General features: G+C 44.8%; 20 protein-coding genes. 1 reads left to right on the forward strand and 19 read right to left on the reverse strand.

Annotated features, from left to right (window positions below; genetic code table 11):
- Positions 1-6 precede the first annotated feature (6 nt).
- The 14 genes from BVI01S_RS08285 to BVI01S_RS08345 all read right to left on the reverse strand — a co-directional run bounded on the left by BVI01S_RS08285 (position 7) and on the right by BVI01S_RS08345 (position 12,600).
- Positions 7-483, reverse strand: coding sequence for a cell wall elongation regulator TseB-like domain-containing protein (locus BVI01S_RS08285; RefSeq protein ID WP_034758435.1), 477 nt, complete (start codon positions 481-483; stop codon positions 7-9).
- 12 nt (positions 484-495) lie between these two features.
- Positions 496-666 carry a YpmA family protein gene (locus tag BVI01S_RS22160; RefSeq protein ID WP_079533122.1) on the reverse strand — a complete coding sequence of 57 codons (171 nt, stop codon included), beginning with the start codon at positions 664-666 and terminating at the stop codon, positions 496-498.
- Positions 667-799: 133 nt separating this feature from the next.
- Positions 800-1,636, reverse strand: a complete 837-nt coding sequence (locus BVI01S_RS08290) for a hypothetical protein (RefSeq protein ID WP_061809858.1) — start codon at positions 1,634-1,636, stop codon at positions 800-802.
- A 77-nt stretch (positions 1,637-1,713) separates the two neighbouring features.
- Positions 1,714-4,503, reverse strand: a complete 2,790-nt coding sequence (gene dinG / locus BVI01S_RS08295) for an ATP-dependent DNA helicase DinG (protein ID WP_061809859.1) — start codon at positions 4,501-4,503, stop codon at positions 1,714-1,716.
- Between the two features lie 108 nt (positions 4,504-4,611).
- Complete coding sequence (gene panD, locus BVI01S_RS08300; RefSeq protein ID WP_034758425.1) at positions 4,612-4,995, reverse strand: aspartate 1-decarboxylase; 384 nt, start codon at positions 4,993-4,995, stop codon at positions 4,612-4,614.
- Positions 4,988-5,857 carry a pantoate--beta-alanine ligase gene (gene panC / locus BVI01S_RS08305; protein ID WP_034758422.1) on the reverse strand — a complete coding sequence of 290 codons (870 nt, stop codon included), beginning with the start codon at positions 5,855-5,857 and terminating at the stop codon, positions 4,988-4,990. The genes panD and panC overlap by 8 nt, the downstream gene beginning before the upstream one ends.
- The gene (gene panB / locus BVI01S_RS08310) at positions 5,854-6,693 is read right to left on the reverse strand and encodes a 3-methyl-2-oxobutanoate hydroxymethyltransferase (RefSeq protein ID WP_034758419.1); all 840 of its coding nucleotides are present in this window, start codon (positions 6,691-6,693) and stop codon (positions 5,854-5,856) included. The genes panC and panB overlap by 4 nt, the downstream gene beginning before the upstream one ends.
- Before the next feature lie 275 nt (positions 6,694-6,968).
- On the reverse strand, positions 6,969-7,952 hold the full coding sequence (locus BVI01S_RS08315; RefSeq protein WP_034758416.1) for a biotin--[acetyl-CoA-carboxylase] ligase: 984 nt from the start codon (positions 7,950-7,952) through the stop codon (positions 6,969-6,971).
- Positions 7,937-9,130: a CCA tRNA nucleotidyltransferase gene (locus BVI01S_RS08320; RefSeq protein WP_061809860.1), complete on the reverse strand. Its 1,194-nt coding sequence runs from the start codon at positions 9,128-9,130 to the stop codon at positions 7,937-7,939. Before BVI01S_RS08320 ends, BVI01S_RS08315 begins: the two co-directional genes overlap by 16 nt.
- Before the next feature lie 47 nt (positions 9,131-9,177).
- Positions 9,178-10,302, reverse strand: coding sequence for an N-acetyl-alpha-D-glucosaminyl L-malate synthase BshA (gene bshA, locus BVI01S_RS08325; protein ID WP_061809861.1), 1,125 nt, complete (start codon positions 10,300-10,302; stop codon positions 9,178-9,180).
- Between the two features lie 4 nt (positions 10,303-10,306).
- Complete coding sequence (bshB1, locus tag BVI01S_RS08330; RefSeq protein ID WP_079533116.1) at positions 10,307-11,008, reverse strand: bacillithiol biosynthesis deacetylase BshB1; 702 nt, start codon at positions 11,006-11,008, stop codon at positions 10,307-10,309.
- A 1-nt stretch (position 11,009) separates the two neighbouring features.
- Positions 11,010-11,417 (reverse strand): methylglyoxal synthase, encoded by a 408-nt coding sequence (gene mgsA / locus BVI01S_RS08335; protein WP_034758408.1) that lies wholly within the window; start codon positions 11,415-11,417, stop codon positions 11,010-11,012.
- A gap of 12 nt (positions 11,418-11,429) precedes the next feature.
- Positions 11,430-12,200, reverse strand: coding sequence for a 4-hydroxy-tetrahydrodipicolinate reductase (gene dapB / locus BVI01S_RS08340; protein WP_034758405.1), 771 nt, complete (start codon positions 12,198-12,200; stop codon positions 11,430-11,432).
- On the reverse strand, positions 12,187-12,600 hold the full coding sequence (locus BVI01S_RS08345) for a nucleotide pyrophosphohydrolase (RefSeq protein WP_061809862.1): 414 nt from the start codon (positions 12,598-12,600) through the stop codon (positions 12,187-12,189). Before BVI01S_RS08345 ends, dapB begins: the two co-directional genes overlap by 14 nt.
- A 100-nt stretch (positions 12,601-12,700) precedes the next feature.
- Between BVI01S_RS08345 and BVI01S_RS08350 the strand changes: the two genes are divergently transcribed.
- Positions 12,701-13,570, forward strand: a complete 870-nt coding sequence (locus BVI01S_RS08350; protein ID WP_034758399.1) for a YitT family protein — start codon at positions 12,701-12,703, stop codon at positions 13,568-13,570.
- 58 nt (positions 13,571-13,628) lie between these two features.
- Here the strand turns inward: BVI01S_RS08350 and BVI01S_RS08355 are convergent, their stop codons facing one another.
- The 5 genes from BVI01S_RS08355 to qcrB form a co-directional block, all read right to left on the reverse strand.
- Positions 13,629-14,309 carry a zinc metallopeptidase gene (locus BVI01S_RS08355; RefSeq protein WP_034758397.1) on the reverse strand — a complete coding sequence of 227 codons (681 nt, stop codon included), beginning with the start codon at positions 14,307-14,309 and terminating at the stop codon, positions 13,629-13,631.
- A gap of 60 nt (positions 14,310-14,369) precedes the next feature.
- Positions 14,370-15,161 carry a sporulation protein YpjB gene (gene ypjB, locus BVI01S_RS08360; protein WP_094075201.1) on the reverse strand — a complete coding sequence of 264 codons (792 nt, stop codon included), beginning with the start codon at positions 15,159-15,161 and terminating at the stop codon, positions 14,370-14,372.
- 71 nt (positions 15,162-15,232) lie between these two features.
- The gene (lhaT, locus tag BVI01S_RS08365; RefSeq protein ID WP_061809863.1) at positions 15,233-15,823 is read right to left on the reverse strand and encodes a lipoprotein heptaprenylglyceryl N-acetyltransferase LhaT; all 591 of its coding nucleotides are present in this window, start codon (positions 15,821-15,823) and stop codon (positions 15,233-15,235) included.
- A 60-nt stretch (positions 15,824-15,883) separates the two neighbouring features.
- Positions 15,884-16,654 (reverse strand): menaquinol-cytochrome c reductase cytochrome b/c subunit, encoded by a 771-nt coding sequence (locus BVI01S_RS08370; protein WP_034758391.1) that lies wholly within the window; start codon positions 16,652-16,654, stop codon positions 15,884-15,886.
- Positions 16,655-16,698: 44 nt separating this feature from the next.
- Positions 16,699-17,373, reverse strand: coding sequence for a menaquinol-cytochrome c reductase cytochrome b subunit (qcrB, locus tag BVI01S_RS08375; RefSeq protein ID WP_032087896.1), 675 nt, complete (start codon positions 17,371-17,373; stop codon positions 16,699-16,701).
- Positions 17,374-17,380: the final 7 nt, after the last annotated feature.

Here is a 17,380-nt window from a genome sequence, read left to right on the forward strand (position 1 = left end):
CCCTGATCATAAATTTTCAATTTTTCTCCACCATTCCCCGGTAGAAAACAGCAGATAATAATAATTTAAATTGTCTTGTTGATCTAAGTAGGTCATTTCCCACACCGGACCGACGGATTCATACCCCAAACGGACCGATAGTAATTCTTTTGGTTTCTTTTCATCATTTAGTTTATTGATTGCCTGATCTTTTGTAATGCCATTGGCCCATTTTTTCTCAATAATTTTCCCCTTCTTATCCGGGACCCAGGCAACCAGCTTTTCCCTCTTTTCATTTTGCCCGGTTACCACTACATAGGACTTCGAGCCATTATAAAAGCTCGTGTCCTCCACTTTCACGATGGCAGTTTCTTCTTCCACCCGCTTCAAGGCCAGGTCCCTCTGATGATCAAGTGGATTCCTGGAAAGCTGGTACACAAGTACAGAGGCTGAGATTCCAATGACGAGGAACAATAGTACGATGATGGTTATCCATTTTTTCATTACAATCACTCTTTATGTACGATAAATTGTTAATACTGCTTGATTCTGATCTTCCGGATCTAATGCTAAACCAAACATATAATCATCTTTTTTTAATGTTCTATTCAATGTATCAACCACTTTATATAAGTTATCCGTATACTCGATACGAACAGTGGAAAGAACTTCAATTCGGCTTTCCATGTTGGTCCTCCTTTTAACTATTACCCTCATTCGAGTAAAAAAACTCTACACACATTATAACAACATAAGGGGCCACCTTGGTAGGGGAATATCATAAAAACAGTGATGAATTCATACACGGAAGGCTTAACTGTCAGCCTCCCTCCTTGAATACTCCATCTTCCTGATCAAACGTGAGCACCTCGTAGTTTCTTCTGTTAAATTTTACTGCTATCAGCCCGTGTTGACCCGTTAAGTAAAGATCGATCCATGCTTCGTTGATGGCTTCAAGCATTTCACCATTCAGCAGCCTTTCTTTAGAACGGTAAAGAATGGCTGTTTGTGGGTCAACATGCTTAAGAAGCCTGTGAGACATACCTTCTGATTTGGCATGGACCGGCAGTTTCACGATGTTAACGTTTATCAGGGGTTTACTGAGCAGCACCCCTTCAGCATGTGATGATTGGGAACTCAGCCATAGAAAGCGATGCTGAAAAAACGTGAAGGAAAAGTCCAACCCTTCTCTCTTTTCGTTTCCTTCGTGTAGAGCCCTCATGGTTAATTCATCTGAAAATGTACAGGTCTGGTCCTCTTGTATCGTATGAAGGAATCGGGAGACCCTTTTCGGCATAAGTGTTTCAAGGGATTTCCCTACGATGATTTCTTCAATGCCGAACTTTTTCACCAGTTCAACGATCATTCTCACGTCGACTTCATTCTTCTCCGTAATGATCAAACCCTTGATGCTGCGTATATGAATTTGATTGAAATAATAATAAAGTTGCCTGCGGTCCTTAAATGATCCTGTATTGATCAAATAATGATTGCCAGATGCCAGGTGAAGGACAGCGACCTCCCCTTTTTCGACAGGGAGGAAACTAATCGCATACTCTTCTTGGGAGATATGTAAATTCACCTTGGGTACTTTCATTCCATAAGCATTTGACGTCATCAGGAGAAAAGACAGCACGGCCAGTAAAATCACTCTCATTTACAATCCTCCAGTTTCACATCTACCCTTTAGATTGTGTCAAAGGAGAGATTTTATCACTGAAGTTCAAACGGATTTCAGAGCCAATCTTCAATCCAGGAAACAAGATCAAATAGATCGCCCTCTTTGACTTCCATTGAAGGGATCGACTGCAGGAATGCTTTACCGTACCTTGTTGTCTTGATTCTACGGTCATACACAATCACGATCCCCCGATCACTGCTTCTTCTGATCAGCCTTCCTACCCCTTGCTTGAAGCGGATGATGGCTTCAGGTAAAGAGTGGGAAGAAAACGGGTTCTTCCCCTGGGCTTTCAGGATATCGGATTTCGCCTGATTGACCGGCTCATCCGGTGGGGAAAACGGCAGTCTCACCATGGCAAGGCAGGACAGGTCCTCTCCCGGAATGTCCACCCCTTCCCAGAAACTGCTCGTCCCAAATAATATCGCCTTGTCGAACCGTTGGAAGTTCTTGGTCAACCGGGTCCGGCTGCCTGATGTGATCCCCTGTGCCATCAACACATATTCTTCCAATAAGCCACTTTCCTTCATGAGCTCGTATGTTTTCCTCAGCATATCGTAGGACGTGAATAATATGAGCATCCGACCCTTCGTGGCCTGGGCGACCCCTATTAAATGGGAACTGATGGCCTCAATATATTCCTCGCTTTGAACCTGTTGAATTTCAGGTACATCCGTCGGAACGAAAAGCCTTGAGACCTCATGATAGTCGAAGGGGGAAGTCAGCTGCACCTTTTTCACATTGTCTGCAAGTCCGATTTCATTCAGGAAGTATTGAAATGATCCGCTGACGGTCAACGTGGCAGATGTCAACACCACGCTTTTCTTCTTGGCAAAAATCTCACTCTGAAGATTCCCGTCGACCATGATCGGCTGAGCCTGGATGGTCAGGCTGTTCGGCAGCGACCTTGTATCTCCATCAAGCCAGAGAACATGATTGTTCATATCTTTTAGAAACACGGTTTGAAAGTTCGTTCTCAATTCCGTCAAATCCACCAAAAAGCTATAGAATTCTTCAATTAGTGCCTTTTCTTTATCAAGGAGTTTGATTTTCTTCTCCTTGATGGTATCCAGCACCTGCTGAAATTCCCTTTCCATATGCTTCATCCCTGAAATCACACGTTCCATCGACATGAGGACAGGTTGCCAATAACGGCTGTTTTTCATTTCATCGGTAATGCGCAGCTGGATCTTCTGTATCCCGGTTCTCTTTTTAGCCTTTTTGTAGAATACACTTGTCAAGACAGAAAACGCTTCTTCCAGATCCAGATAGAACTGCCCGATGATTTTATCCAATACAAAGGTATGGGTCTTCAAATCGACAGAGTGACTGGAAAGAAGCTGATCCAACCGGTAGAACAGTTGTTTATGATCCAACGTCCCCAGCTGTGAAGTGCTGAACTTAATGGAGAGATAATCCATGATTACCCCTAGATGCTGCCGCGCTGATTTTTCCAAATGATGGGCCTCATCGATCACTAAATAATCATAGGGAGGGAGCATGCTGCTCTCCCTTACCATATCGGTTAATAGCATTGAATGGTTGGTGATGATGATATCTGCCTCCTGGGCATTCTTTCTTGCCGCAAGATAGAAATCCTTCCCGATCCAGGGATCTTTTGTATGGGTGAGGTGCCAGCCGTCGTGTTTTAATCGATTCCAAAACAACTGCCCCCCGGAAGTGAGGTTCAATTCATCCATATCCCCGGTCTCGGTCCGTGTCAGCCATACAAGAATCTGCATCTTTGTCAGGACCACATCGTACTGGGACTCATCTTCCCTGAGGGACTGCTCGAATTTAAACAGATTTATGTAATGATTCTTCCCCTTCAAAAGAACGGTCCTGAAAGGGGTGGGACTGATTTTCTCCAGTAATTTAATTTCTTTATGAAGCAGTTGCTCTTGCAATTGAATGGTATATGTACTGATGACCACTTTTTCGTGTGTGCGTTTGGCAAACAGAACGGCTGGCCATAAGTAACCCAGTGACTTTCCAACACCGGTACCCGCTTCGATGACCACATGCTGTGATTCATCAAAGGCATGCCCTATTTCTTTCATCATGACCATTTGCTGCTCTCTTTTTTCATAGAAAGGAACATGCTGCGCCAGGTGTCCTTCTATATCGGATAGGTCAAAATCGACCTCTGCATCGCTTGTCACCGGGAGATTCTTCTTCCGAAGGGCAAGGCCCCGGTATACCTCCAAGTCTTCTGAGAGATCCTCTACATGCTTTTGTTTATTTGTCACGATGCTGTCAAACAACAAGTCAAGATCACTCTTTAAGTGATTCGAGAGTTTATGAAGTTTTTCAAGGGTGACCAGGGGAAGCTTTGAAAGTTCTTCAATAAAATAAAGAAGGATTTCAGCAGTCACATAAGCATCGCTGTCCGCCTGATGCGGCCTGACATGGCTCAAATTCAATGAATTGGATAGCTCCGTCAGTTTAAAGCTGTCCGCCGATGGCAAAGCCACCTTTGCGAGCTCCACTGTATCAAAGGCAGGTCCCTTAAATGGGTTATACCCTGCTTCTTCCAGCTCTGCCTGAAGGAAAGAAAGATCAAATTGGACGTTGTGGGCGACAAAGATACCATGATCCAATAATTCCAGGATTTTCGATGCAATTTCATGAAAGGACGGCGCGTCCTTCACCATGTCATCATTGATCCCGGTTAACTCCTCTATAAATGCAGGAATGGGTTTTCCCGGAGATACGAAGGACGTAAATTGATCGATGATTTTCCCACCTTCTATAATAACCGCTGATAGTTGAATGATTTTTTCACCCTTTTTAGGGGAATTTCCTGTTGTTTCCAAGTCGATGACAACCAGTTTAAATGGGTACATGTTATTCACTGCCTTTATATAGATCCTACTCTTATGATTTTCTAAATAAGTGTACCATAAACAAAAAAGCAAGTCTTCTATTCCCACATTAGAAGACTTGCCCATCTTTTATAGTATTGTCGCTTCGGGTTCTGTTCCGATCATATCGATCACCCGGTTATTTTCTCCCATGATCGCCACTTTCGGCATATGGTCATGAACCATTTCCTCAGCAACCAGTTTATACGAAATGATGATGACGATATCCCCTTTTTGCACGAGCCTTGCAGCCGCACCGTTCAGACAGATGACGCCGCTTCCTCTTTCCCCCGGTATGATATAGGTCTCCAGGCGGGCCCCGTTATTGTTGTTGACGATCTGAACCTTTTCATTTGCCATCATTCCGACGGCATCGAGAATATCCTGATCGATGGTAATGCTCCCGACGTACTCAAGGTTTGCCTCGGTTACAGTCGCTCTATGAATTTTTCCACTCATCATCGTTCTAAACATCTGAATCCTCCTCCGGTTGTACACTGATGATTATATTATCTATTAACCTGGCCTGTTGAAATTGAACGGCTACAGCTATGATAATGTCGCCTTCCAGCCGCTTCAGTTCCTCGAGCTCCGGGTATGAATACACTTCTACATAATCGATGGTACCAGAAGTGTTTTCTTGTATGATTTTAGAAATCATCCCCGTAAGGACTGAAGGGATCCTCTCTCCGTCTTCAATCCTTTTACGAGCTTCTTTCAAACTTGCATAAAGGAAAGGGGCAACTTGTCTTTCCTCTTGTGACAGATAGACATTTCTTGAACTCTTGGCCAGTCCATCCTTTTCCCTGACTGTAGGGACCCGGATGATTTCAAGCGGAAAGAAATAATCCCTCACCAAGCCTTCCACCACAGCAACTTGTTGCGCATCCTTCTGCCCGAAGTAGGCCCTCGTAGGCTGCACAAGATGAAACAATTTTGTCAGGACGGTCACAACCCCGTCAAAATGACCTTCCCGCTTCCTGCCGCACAGTACATCCACACGCTCGTTCACGTTCATAGTGATAGACTGCTTCCCCCGGTACATGTCAGCCACATCAGGAATGAAAAGAATATCCACCCCTGACATCCTTGCTAACTCCGTATCCCTCTCCACATCCCGGGGATAGCGGTCAAAATCTTCATTCGGCCCGAATTGCAGGGGGTTCACAAAAATACTCATCACAACGACTTCATTGTTAGCCCTTGCTTCCTTCGCCAAGGTCAGATGCCCCTCATGAAGGAACCCCATCGTAGGGACAAATCCTATCGTTTTCCCCGTATTTTTCAAATGATCTATCGTTACTCTCAAGTCGTTTAGTTTGGTTATGACCTTCATTTTTTCAACCCGCCATAGAGAGAATGAAGTTCTTCATCCCGCATAGTGAAGGAATGCTCATCTGTCGGAAAGCTACTGTCCTTTACTTCATGAATATAGCTCTCAAGGCTGTCATGCATGACGTCAGATGCATTCCCGAATTGCTTGACAAACTTAGGCACGCGGTTCACACCATAGGTCACAAGGTCATGGAATACCAGTACCTGACCGTCAGTATCAACCCCGGCCCCGATGCCGATTGTCGGAATCGTCAAGGCTTCTGATATCTCCCTTGCGATTTGTTTCGGTACGCATTCCAGGACCAGTGCAAAGGCACCGGCTTCTTCACATTTCATACTATCTTCGATCAACTTCTTCGCTGTGTCTGCCGTCTTCCCCTGAACTTTATAACCTCCAAGGACCCCAACAGATTGAGGAGTCAATCCTAAATGGGCCACCACGGGAATTCCCGCACTGGTAAGGTCCCTTATTCGATCGATGACGTGGGCGCCTCCTTCGACCTTGACGGCATGGGCTCCTCCCTGTTGAAGGATGTCCGCAGCTGTTTTAAGGGTTTCTTCCCTCGATAGGTGGTATGACATAAACGGCATATCCGTCACGATAAACGTATTCGATGCCCCTCTTTTTACGGCTTTCGTATGATGAATCATATCGAATACCGTTACAGGTACCGTAGAGTCATATCCTAAAACGACCATCCCAAGGCTGTCTCCCACCAGAATGACATCGATTCCCGCTTCCTCGGCTACTTTTGCACTTGGATAATCATACGCTGTAACCATGGCAATCTTTTCTTTTTCATTCTTCATCTTAAGAAAATCGGTTGTTTGTTTCATGTGATCCTCCTTCTTTTCAGTCAGAGGTGACGAAACGGAATGAAAGCACTTTCATGATGAATATAAAAAAACCTCCTGTAAAAAATGACAGAAGGATCATAAGTGGTTGATATCATTGTTTCGACCCTCTGTCCCAGTCCACAATGGATCAAGGCAGAAATAGTATTGAATAGTAAATGTACGTTCTTTAAAGGTGCAGTTCCGAGGATACTGCCCAATAGGATTATACCATAAAAAAACGGGATGGCTACACAGATTTCCATCCCGCTGCATGTTCAAACATTCACTTCAATATCAGCGGAGTAGATCTGGTGGATCGTCCCACCTGAGTCTTCGATCTTCAGCACACCTTCGTCCGTAATCCCGAGTGCTCTTCCTTCAATGGTACCATTAATGGTTCTTGCCCGGATCTTCTTCCCGATACTGATGGCATAGCTTTCCCATAAAAGCTTGATTGGTGTGAATCCTTCTTTCATATAAAGGGAATACAACGCCTCTATCCGTTCCAGCAACCTCTGAACAATGACAGACCTTGATAAAGTACGTCCTTCCTCAATGGAAAGCGAGGTTGCAATTTTTTGAATCTCATCGGGGAAATGGTCTTTCGTCTGGTTGACATTCATCCCGATCCCGATAATGATGGAATTGATTTTATCCGATTCAGCCTGAAGTTCCGTCAGGATGCCCGTCACCTTTTTCCCATCGATTAGTATGTCGTTTGGCCATTTGATCTGGGGATGGAGACCGGTAACTTCCTCGATTGCCTGGACCACGGCCACGGCAGCAATGAGTGTGAATTGGGGGGCCTTTTGAGGCGGAAGGTGGGGCTTTAAGATTAAGCTCATCCAAATCCCAGTACCTTTCGAGGAGTGCCACTCCCTCATCAATCTGCCCCGTCCGGCGGTCTGTTCGTCTGCGATGACCAATGTACCTTCTTCCGCTCCATCACTTGCAAGGGTGTGAGCGATCCGCTGGGTGCTCGGAACAGACTCTTCATAATGGATCACGGTTCCCAGCGTCCGGGTTTGTAAGCCTAAACGTATTTTACTTTCTGTGACACTATCAGGCGTCTCGATGATCCGGTATCCCTTTTTCCTTACAGCTTCTAATACAAACCCTTCTTTACGAAGCTCTTCGATATGCTTCCAGATCGCAGTCCGTGAACAACCCACAATATCAGCAAGTGCTTGTCCCGATAAAAATTCCCGGTCCGATTCGAATAATGCCTGAAGGACTTTTTTTCTTATAGTCGATTGCATGATTCCAGCCACCTCCTTATCTCTTCTTTGTCATTGTGTATCGTCTCATTGATGATAGCTGATTCAATTTCCAATAATCGTTCTTTCACCCACGGACCACCCTTTTGATCGGCCCAAGCCATTAAGTCTGTACCTGTTACATCGAGTTCTTGCCTGGACGAGATTGCGAGCTTGTGATATTGCTCCATCACTCTCTCCACCGAAAAGTCTGATGACGGTTCCAGGCATCCGTATACCTTTTCAACATTAAGGGCTGCATCGAGCCCGGCACGATATAATAATGTCTTTGTCCATCCGGATTGACGTTCCTTTAGAATATCTAGCTCTTTGGAACGGAGCCTGATCATTTTGGTAGGAAGTCTCCACCCTTTGAGAAAGGCCTGCACATCTTCCTCTTCTATATAAGTCAATAAGATCAGCCATGCTTGATCTTTATTTAATGAATCCAAATCGGGGAGGTCTGCGAACGCTTTGAGCTGTGTGCCATATCCACTTAGAAAGGGAAGCTCCTTATACAAATCCGAATCCACAAGGAGATTCAGCCCTTCTTGCTTCCATCGGCCAGCCAGAATTTTCTCGAATTCCATCGTTTTTCGTTCAACTGCTATATGCTCGAGCAGTTTCGAGTGCTCCCTTAAGCTGGTTAAAGTTGATGATTCGAGATTGAAGCCGAGCTGACTGACAAACCGGACTGCCCTCATCATCCGCAAGGCATCCTCTGTAAACCTCATCTCCGGTGAGCCCACGGTCCGTATCAACCTATTCTGTATATCTTCTCTGCCATGATAAGGGTCGATGATCGTGCCATCCCCGTCCATGGCCATGCTGTTCATGGTGAAATCCCGGCGTTTCAGGTCCCCGTCGAGTGAACGGATGAATTCTACCTTATCGGGTCTTCTATAATCCGTATAGGAAGACTCGGTCCTGAACGTGGTGATTTCATATTCCCTGCCTTCTTCCAATACGAGGACCGTTCCATGCTCAATACCGATATCAATCGTTTTACGGAAAACCATTTTAACCTCTTCCGGATAGGCAGAAGTGGCGATGTCTACGTCATTGATCGTCCTGCCAAGAAGGTAATCCCGGACAGATCCTCCAACGAAATAGGCTTCGAACCCTGCCTCTTCAAGCCTTTTCAACACGGGAACAGCCTGTTGGAATATGGTTGGTAACATTCTTAACACCTGCTTTACTTGAATCGTCTTCGCGTATTCCTGACTGTTCACAAAAGATTCTTATAGATTTGTTCATACTGTTCGACTATTTTGCTCGAGTGAAAGGTCGACCGTGCCGTATGAAGGGCATTCTTCGATAATTCACCGTGGAGCCCATCGTCCTTCAGTAATTGCAGCGCCCTGCCGGCAATTTGCCTGACGTTTCCGATTTCACAAATAAAACCGTTGTATCCATCCTCGATCACTTCAGGGATGCCGCCTACATTTGTACCGATGCTCGGAACGCCACAAGCCATCGCCTCGAGTGCGACTAAGCCGAAGCTCTCTTTTTCTGAAAGTAATAGTTTGATATCACTGATCGAATAAAGTTCTTCCAGATTATCCTGTTTTCCAAGGAATAAGACCCGATCCTCTAATCCCAGCTCCGTTACCTGCTTGCATATGAGGGTCATTTCAGGTCCGTCACCTACAAGGAGGAGCTTTGATGGGATCTCCTTCTGGATGAGGTTGAAGGAATCGACTACATCGTTCACCCTTTTCACACCACGGAAGTTTGATACGTGGATGATGACCTTTTCATCATCCTTGATTCCATATTCGCTTCTCAGATGACGGGAATCCACTTTCCTGTAAACCCTCTCATCAATGAAGTTATAAACCGTCTTAATCTCTTTATCAGGCTGGATCAAATCATGGGTCTGTTTGACTAGAGCGGTAGACACCGCCGTCACGACATCCGACTTTTCAATGCCAAAACGAATGGCCCCTGTCAGAGATGGATCGTACCCAAGAACCGTAATATCCGTTCCGTGTAATGTGGTGACGATCTTCACGTCCTTCCCGGACATTTGTTTCCCCAAGATAGCACAGACAGCGTGGGGGATCGCATAATGAACATGCAGGATATCCAGGTTTTCCCGTTCCGTTATCTCCGCCATCTTATTTGCCAGCGCAATATCATAAGGAGGATATTGAAACACTGAATATTGACTCACTTCCACTTGATGAAAATAAATATTGTGATACATTTTGTTCAACCTGAACGGGATGCTAGAGGTAATAAAATGGATTTCATGGCCTTTCTCAGCCAGTAACTTACCGAGCTCCGTTGCCACTACCCCTGATCCTCCGACCGTTGGATAGCAGGTGATTCCTATCTTCAACTTCTTCATACAATTAATCTCCTAACAAATCATGATGCAAGATAAGGGTGTGATAGGAAAAGAATCCTTCTGCATAAAGGAGTCCGGCATCTTTCCCCATCATTCTCTCCCTTGCTTCTACCGCTTCGATGTAACCATCTGTCAAAGGAGTCGAGACCCCGTCGGATCCTTTGGAGAATTGGCTTCCATATGCTTGAAGGCTCGCAATCTTCGCTTTCATATACGGCTCGATATCCACTACAAATTGAGGCTTATGAAACCCGTTGATCATATAGAAATAGAGATGAGCCGTTTTATGCGCCGGGGTTTCGGAATGAAATTTCCGGATTCCAGCAGAAAAAAAAGCCTCTTTCACCAGTCGGGAAGCATTTCCATGGTCTGGGTGGCGATCTTGGTCAAAGGGAGCAAATATCGCTTTCGGTTTATATGTTCTAATCAAGTTGACGACTTTCTCGATGTTTTCGTCCGTTATGTATATTCCCCGATCGGGTATATCGAGGGTCACTCTCTTATATGCACCTAATATGTCCGCTGCCCGCAGCGCTTCCTCTTTTCGCAAAGAAACCGTCCCATTCGAGGACAGCTCTGCCTCTGTTATATCGCAGATGACAATCTTCTTACCCTCAGCTGCATATTTCGCCAATGTTCCTCCCATACCGATCTCCACATCATCGGCATGTGCTCCGAACGCAAGGATGTCTATTTGTCGGTCCACTTTACTCCTCCTTTTCCTTCACTATACTCCGCCACGCAATATCCCCTCTGTCAAGACCCCTTACCAGCACTTCAGCGGTCCCCATATTGGTCGCAAGGGGTACTGAGTACACGTCACAGAGCCTGATCAGAGCCGATACATCAGGTTCATGGGGCTGTGCCGTCAGGGGATCCCGGAAGAAGAGGATAAGGTCCATTTTATTATTGGCAATGTATGATCCTATTTCCTGGTCTCCCCCCAATGGGCCTGAACGGAATCGATGGACGGATAAACCCGTTTCTTCCCCGATCCTTTTTCCCGTTGTCCCAGTGGCAAAGAGAGTGTGTTTCTCTATGATTGTCTTGTATGCGAGCACAAAACGAATAAGATCATCTTTTTTCTTATCATGAGCAATCAGCGCAATATTCATAACACTCACCCTTTAGTCTAAAATATTTTCAAGTCCATACACTAATGTATCCAGTTTCATGACCGTGTCCACAGAAACCTTCACGCCAGACATGAAACTTCCTCTGTTAAAAGAATCATGGCGTATCGTCAATGTTTGTCCCTCTGCTCCCAACATCACCTGCTGATGTGCGATGAGACCCGGAAGACGGACACTGTGAATATGCATCCCATCTACATTCGCTCCCCTGGCACCACTATGTGTTTCCTTTTCATCAGGGTGGCCCTGCTCCTTCGATTGCCTTACTTCCCTTATCATTTCCGCTGTTTTCACGGCCGTACCCGATGGTGCATCCAATTTTCGATCATGATGCAATTCAATGATTTCCACATCATCGAAATATTTTGCAGCCATTTGAGAGAACTTCATCATAAGTACGGCTCCGATCGCGAAATTGGGAGCAATGATACATCCAAGAGACTTGGACTCTGCCAATCCCCTCAATTCTTCCAGTTCATCCGGAGAAAAACCCGTTGTCCCGACAACCGGTCTGACTCCATATTCCAGGGCCGTTTTCGTATGATGATACCCGACTTCGGGCGTCGTCAAGTCAATCAACACATGTGGCGCTTCCACTTGAAAGCATGCCTCTATATCTGTATAAACCGGTACATCCAGATTCGTTTCCTTTTTATGATCGATTACGCTAATAAGAGTAAAATGCTCGGTGTCCTTCACCAATTGAACCGCTTCCTTACCCATTCTTCCTCTTGGTCCTGCAATCGTGATGTTAATTTGCTCCATCTTCATCCCCACTTTCGATTCTGGTCCAACGATCTTTATCTCTTGTATTAAACTTATGAATCACTCTGTTATGGGCTTCTTCAAGGCTTATATCCAGGGAGTTGGCCAAACAGATGACGACAAACAATAGATCCCCCAGCTCTTCCTCAATCGTGTTTTCTTTTTCTGTATGTTTCTTTGGTTTTTCGCCATGGTAATGATTCACTTCTCTCGCTAACTCACCAAGTTCCTCGGTCAGACGCGCTACCATCGCCAATGGACTGAAATAACCCTCTTTGAATTGACTTATGTATTGGTCCACTTCTTTTTGCAATTGATTCATCGTTTTACTATTATCCATGAGAAGCCTCACTCCTTCATTATCTCCTATCATGTTAGCTAAATCCTCCCCGTTTGACAAATATTACGTTTGATTTCGCAAGTCTTCGTTGCCAGTTTGTTTTTCTTCTTATATAATGTCTCTGTCAACGGGATAATACTATAAAAGGAGGGAAACACAGATGTTGGGATTACGTATTAAAAATATTTTGTTCATCTTATTAGGATCGGCTATATTTGCATTCGGACTTGTACATTTTAATATCCAAAATAAACTGGCTGAAGGTGGATTCACGGGAATAACACTCATCCTTTACTTCTTATTTGATATTGATCCATCGTACTCCAACCTAGCCTTAAATATACCCCTATTCTTTCTGGGATGGAAGCTCCTAGGGAAGAAAGCTTTCTATTATACTGTGATAGGGACTGTAGCTCTATCCGTATTCCTATGGATTTTCCAACGGTATCAAATGACCATCAACCTGGAAGGGGATCTTTTTCTCGCGGCCTTATTTGCAGGTGTTTTCATTGGAATCGGACTGGGGATCATTTTCAGATACGGAGGTACGACAGGCGGGGTAGATATCATCGCCCGGCTTGCCCATAAGTACATTGGCTGGAGCATGGGAAAGACGATGTTCATGTTTGATGCCGTCGTCATCGGCATCTCTCTCATTACGTATTTGGAATATCGGGAAGCGATGTACACCCTGGTCGCTGTATTTGTTGCTGCAAGGGTCATCGATTTCATGCAGGAAGGGGCTTATTCTGCCAGGGGCGCCATGATCATTTCAGAAAGCCATGAAGAAATCGCCAATGTCATCAATGAGAAAATGGACCGGGGAGTGACCGTCTTACGCGGCCACGGCTCATTTACGAAACAAGAGCGGGAAGTTCTTTACTGTGTGGTAGGGAAAAATGAAATCGTAAGACTGAAAAACATCATTACAAGCGTTGATCCCCACGCCTTCGTATCCGTCACTGTGGTCCATGACGTTCTCGGCGAAGGATTTACACTTGATGCAGATAAAAACCCTATACTGGACTAGAGGGAAACAAAAAGAAGCCGGACCCATGATCAAGGGTCCGGCTTCTTTTATTCTATTCTTAATCGTCACCATTCATCCCGGTGAAAATAAGTACCAGTCTTAACAATTCAATGATTGCGACAGCTGCAGCTGCTACATACGTCATTGCTGCTGCGTTCAGCACTTTTCTGGCATGACGCTCTTCTTCGTTGCGGATCAGTCCAAGGGAAACGATTTGATTCATCGCCCTTGAGGAAGCATTGAATTCAACAGGAAGCGTGATCAATTGGAACACAACCCCTGCCGCCATCAAAATGATCCCGAGCAGGAACATACCGGATAATTGCGTGAAAATACCGATCATCAAGAAAATCCAGGACATATTGGAACCGATGTTCGCTACCGGTACGAGAGCATGTCGGAAACGGAGAAATGCATAGCTTTCAGCGTCCTGTATGGCGTGGCCAACTTCATGGGCAGCCACTGCGGCCCCGGCTACGGAGTGCCCGTGGTAGTTATCAGGTGATAAGGCGACCGTTTTGGTCATAGGGTTGTAGTGATCACTCAGGAATCCCCGGCCTTCCACTACCTTCACATTGTGCAAACCGTTTTCGTCCAGAATCCTTCTTGCCATTTCCCTTCCGGTCATACCAGAAGTGGTGGCCACTCTTGAATATTTCTTAAACGTACTCTTTACACGCATCTGTGCCCCTATTGGAATAAGAGCAATCAGTAAAAAGTAAATCAAAAATCCTGCCATTATCGCAAAAACCTCCAGATGTATAGATTACCTAAATTTTATAGCGTCATCCTCGCACTGTCAATTTTTTTGACGTTCGGACTTTTTCATTTCACCCTGTCCCTTATATTTTCTCCAACCTACATAAGATAATGTAGAAACAATGATACTGCCCGTCGATATGATGACCCACCAAAGAGAAGGATCTGCCTCATCCTCTGTCATGTTCTCGAATAATTTCTGGAGATCTGTTTCCAAAGCGGTAAGCTCGCTCATCGTTTGCTCCCCTTCCAGCACGTCCTGTCGATAATGATCCAAGTAAGTGATCCTCGCATCAAGGGATTGAGCCCGCTCAACTGGAATATCCAACTTAATACTCGGTTGAATGATATTATATTTTGATAAAAAGACATTCAATGTCGTTTGGTATTCATCCACGTTTCCATTTTCCGCCGCCACTTTGACTCCATTAAAGGCTTCCATGATCGGGTCCTCCATTTCAACCCATAAAGGCTGATGCTGACTGTTTAATGCATCCATCACCAGGCGGAACTTCGTAACGGCATTCACCTTTTGCTCAAGGGCAAGGGAGGATTGGTTGATACTTTCCAATGCAAGATTATGTGAAATGGTAAGGATTCTAAGCTCATCCATCGAAAAGGACTGCTGGGCACTCAAAGAGGCAAATTCTTCGGAGAAATAAACCAATAGGTGCTTGGCTTCTTCATATCGGCCGGCCTTTGTCATCTGTAAAGCCTGATCTGATAGATCATCAAGCTCGTTGATTGGAGACGGAGATTCTACAGCGATTAATGGGTGAGGTACTAAAATGAGAAATAAGAAAAGCGTGATAAAAAATTGGATTAATTTCATACTTGTCCCCCCTAAAACTACTAATAAAGTGTATGAAGGGGTGGACAAGAGTAGACCATAAATCAGTCAAACTAATAGTCGAGGGTGAGACGATTTGTTTTCTGAGTGAAATAATACGCAATGGCAATGGAGATGATGCTTAGCCAGAAAGTGAAATATCCTATATCCTGAATATACATATAGAGTTTTGAGTATACCGGAAACTGCATGAAAACATAATCGATGATATCATTATGAACGGTCCAGACGGCCCCTGCGACAATATGCCACAACTTCACCCGATAAAACGATGAATATAGGATCCCCTGCACGGCCATTGCGCCGTGTGAAGCCATTAGCATATATCCTTCCCAAGGCAAGTCACCTGATACCATGAGGGTCAACAGATTCATGATCACTGCCCAAACACCGTATTTAAACAGGGTGATGATGGCAAGCACTTCGAAAATCGGCCAATTCCGATTCAGTATAAATGCGATCAATACGAAGCAAAAAAACAGACTGGCTGTCGGACTATCCGGGACAAACAGTAAAAACTGTGGAGGAGTAATTTGGAGTTGTGGAATATACCATATGTATCCGTAGACGGTTCCGAAAACATTCACTATTAGCAGCAACCATAAAAACAGTTTATTTCTTAAGATCGTCATGAGCCAAAGCATGTTTGCACCTCACTTTCAAGTAGAAAAAAGGCCGACATAAGCCGGCCTTTTTTATTAAAACTATTCTTCTAAACCAGCAATGAACTCGGACAGCTTCTTAAGCTCTTCATCTGTCCCTTTAAATAAACCTGCAGGCATGCCCGGCGGTTTACCGTTTTTAGCAATTTTCGCAATTTCTTCAGGTGCAAGACCCGTTCCGATTAGGGAAGGACCAGCCCCACCTTGCAAATTCTCACCATGACAGTTGATACAGCCATTCTTCTGATCAGAAAAAATCTTATATCCTTCAGATTCTTTATCGATATCCACTTCGGCACGGATCTTCCCTTGTTCCTTAGCCGCTTCCCAGTCATGGGTCGCAACGGATTCCCAAGTCAGGAAGTACGTAGCTGCGAGTGCCAATAACATGAATCCTACTGCAAAAGGACGTTTTGTCGGACGGCGTTCAGGTCCTTTATCAATGAATGGCGCAAGTAAAAGTGCCCCAAACGCGATTCCAGGAATGACGAACGCTCCGATAACATTATAAGGTCCGGATGCATATGTGTACTTAAGTAATTGGTATAAGAATAAGAAATACCAGTCAGGTAATGGAATATATCCAGTATCTGTCGGATCGGCTATACGTTCTAACGGTGATGGATGAGCAACCGTTAAACAAAGATAACCGATAAGGAAAACAGCTCCTACCAGCCACTCCTTCAATAAGAAGTTCGGCCAGAAAGCTTCTGTTTTACCAGGGAACTCCGAATAGTCTTTCGGTATATTCGGCTTTCTGTCTGCAGGAACCCGGGAGTCCCCTACAAACTTCATCCCTTTTCCTCGATGCATAGTGTCCCCCTCCTTTTATTAGGTTAATCATTTACAATTGTTTCTTATAGTGGTCCGGAAATACCTTGCTTACGGATCATCAGGAAGTGAGCTCCCATCAAACCAAGTAGAGCAGCAGGCAGGAAGAATACGTGAATAGCGAAGAATCGAGTCAGAGTCTGTGCCCCGACGATATGAGCATCTCCCGCTAATAACATTTTCACCTGGTCTCCGATAAATGGAGTGGCCCCTGCGATTTCAAGACCTACTTTCGTCGCGAATAGCGCTTTCATATCCCACGGCAGTAAATAGCCTGTGAAACCAAGCCCCAGCATAACGAAGAAAATAAGAACCCCAACAACCCAGTTTAATTCACGAGGTTTTTTGTATGCACCTTGGAAGAAGACGCGTAGTGTATGTAAGAACATCATTACGATAACCAAACTGGCTCCCCAGTGATGCATTCCGCGGACAATTTGTCCAAATGCAACTTCATTTTGAAGATAATACACAGATTCCCAAGCGTTTTTAATATCTGGAACATAGTACATCGTTAAGAACATTCCGGATAAAATCTGGATGACGGTTACGAAGAATGTCAATCCTCCGAAGCAGTAAACGAACGCAGAAAAGTGATGCGCCGGGTTTACATGTTCAGGAACTTCGTGATCCGCGATATCGCGCCACAAAGGCGTAATGTCTAAACGCTCGTCAACCCAATCATAGATCTTGTTCAGCACAGATTAC

The organism is Rossellomorea vietnamensis NBRC 101237, from assembly GCF_001591825.1.
GTDB classification, from domain to species: Bacteria; Bacillota; Bacilli; order Bacillales; family Bacillaceae_B; genus Rossellomorea; species Rossellomorea vietnamensis.

What these genes read in the sequence shown, in the direction of transcription:
- BVI01S_RS22160 (WP_079533122.1), bottom strand. Translation starts at nt 666, where the DNA reads ATGGAAAGCCGAATTGAAGTTCTTTCCACTGTTCGTATCGAGTATACG.
- BVI01S_RS08320 (WP_061809860.1), bottom strand. Translation starts at nt 9,130, where the DNA reads ATGTTACCAACCATATTCCAACAGGCTGTTCCCGTGTTGAAAAGGCTT.
- BVI01S_RS08370 (WP_034758391.1), bottom strand. Translation starts at nt 16,654, where the DNA reads ATGCATCGAGGAAAAGGGATGAAGTTTGTAGGGGACTCCCGGGTTCCT.
- panC (WP_034758422.1), bottom strand. Translation starts at nt 5,857, where the DNA reads ATGAAGGTCATAACCAAACTAAACGACTTGAGAGTAACGATAGATCAT.
- BVI01S_RS08350 (WP_034758399.1), top strand. Translation starts at nt 12,701, where the DNA reads ATGTTGGGATTACGTATTAAAAATATTTTGTTCATCTTATTAGGATCG.
- dinG (WP_061809859.1), bottom strand. Translation starts at nt 4,503, where the DNA reads ATGTACCCATTTAAACTGGTTGTCATCGACTTGGAAACAACAGGAAAT.
- panD (WP_034758425.1), bottom strand. Translation starts at nt 4,995, where the DNA reads ATGTTTAGAACGATGATGAGTGGAAAAATTCATAGAGCGACTGTAACC.
- BVI01S_RS08285 (WP_034758435.1), bottom strand. Translation starts at nt 483, where the DNA reads ATGAAAAAATGGATAACCATCATCGTACTATTGTTCCTCGTCATTGGA.
- mgsA (WP_034758408.1), bottom strand. Translation starts at nt 11,417, where the DNA reads ATGAATATTGCGCTGATTGCTCATGATAAGAAAAAAGATGATCTTATT.
- BVI01S_RS08315 (WP_034758416.1), bottom strand. Translation starts at nt 7,952, where the DNA reads ATGCAATCGACTATAAGAAAAAAAGTCCTTCAGGCATTATTCGAATCG.
- lhaT (WP_061809863.1), bottom strand. Translation starts at nt 15,823, where the DNA reads ATGCTTTGGCTCATGACGATCTTAAGAAATAAACTGTTTTTATGGTTG.
- ypjB (WP_094075201.1), bottom strand. Translation starts at nt 15,161, where the DNA reads ATGAAATTAATCCAATTTTTTATCACGCTTTTCTTATTTCTCATTTTA.
- panB (WP_034758419.1), bottom strand. Translation starts at nt 6,693, where the DNA reads ATGAAACAAACAACCGATTTTCTTAAGATGAAGAATGAAAAAGAAAAG.
- BVI01S_RS08290 (WP_061809858.1), bottom strand. Translation starts at nt 1,636, where the DNA reads ATGAGAGTGATTTTACTGGCCGTGCTGTCTTTTCTCCTGATGACGTCA.
- dapB (WP_034758405.1), bottom strand. Translation starts at nt 12,200, where the DNA reads ATGGAGCAAATTAACATCACGATTGCAGGACCAAGAGGAAGAATGGGT.
- bshA (WP_061809861.1), bottom strand. Translation starts at nt 10,302, where the DNA reads ATGAAGAAGTTGAAGATAGGAATCACCTGCTATCCAACGGTCGGAGGA.
- BVI01S_RS08355 (WP_034758397.1), bottom strand. Translation starts at nt 14,309, where the DNA reads ATGGCAGGATTTTTGATTTACTTTTTACTGATTGCTCTTATTCCAATA.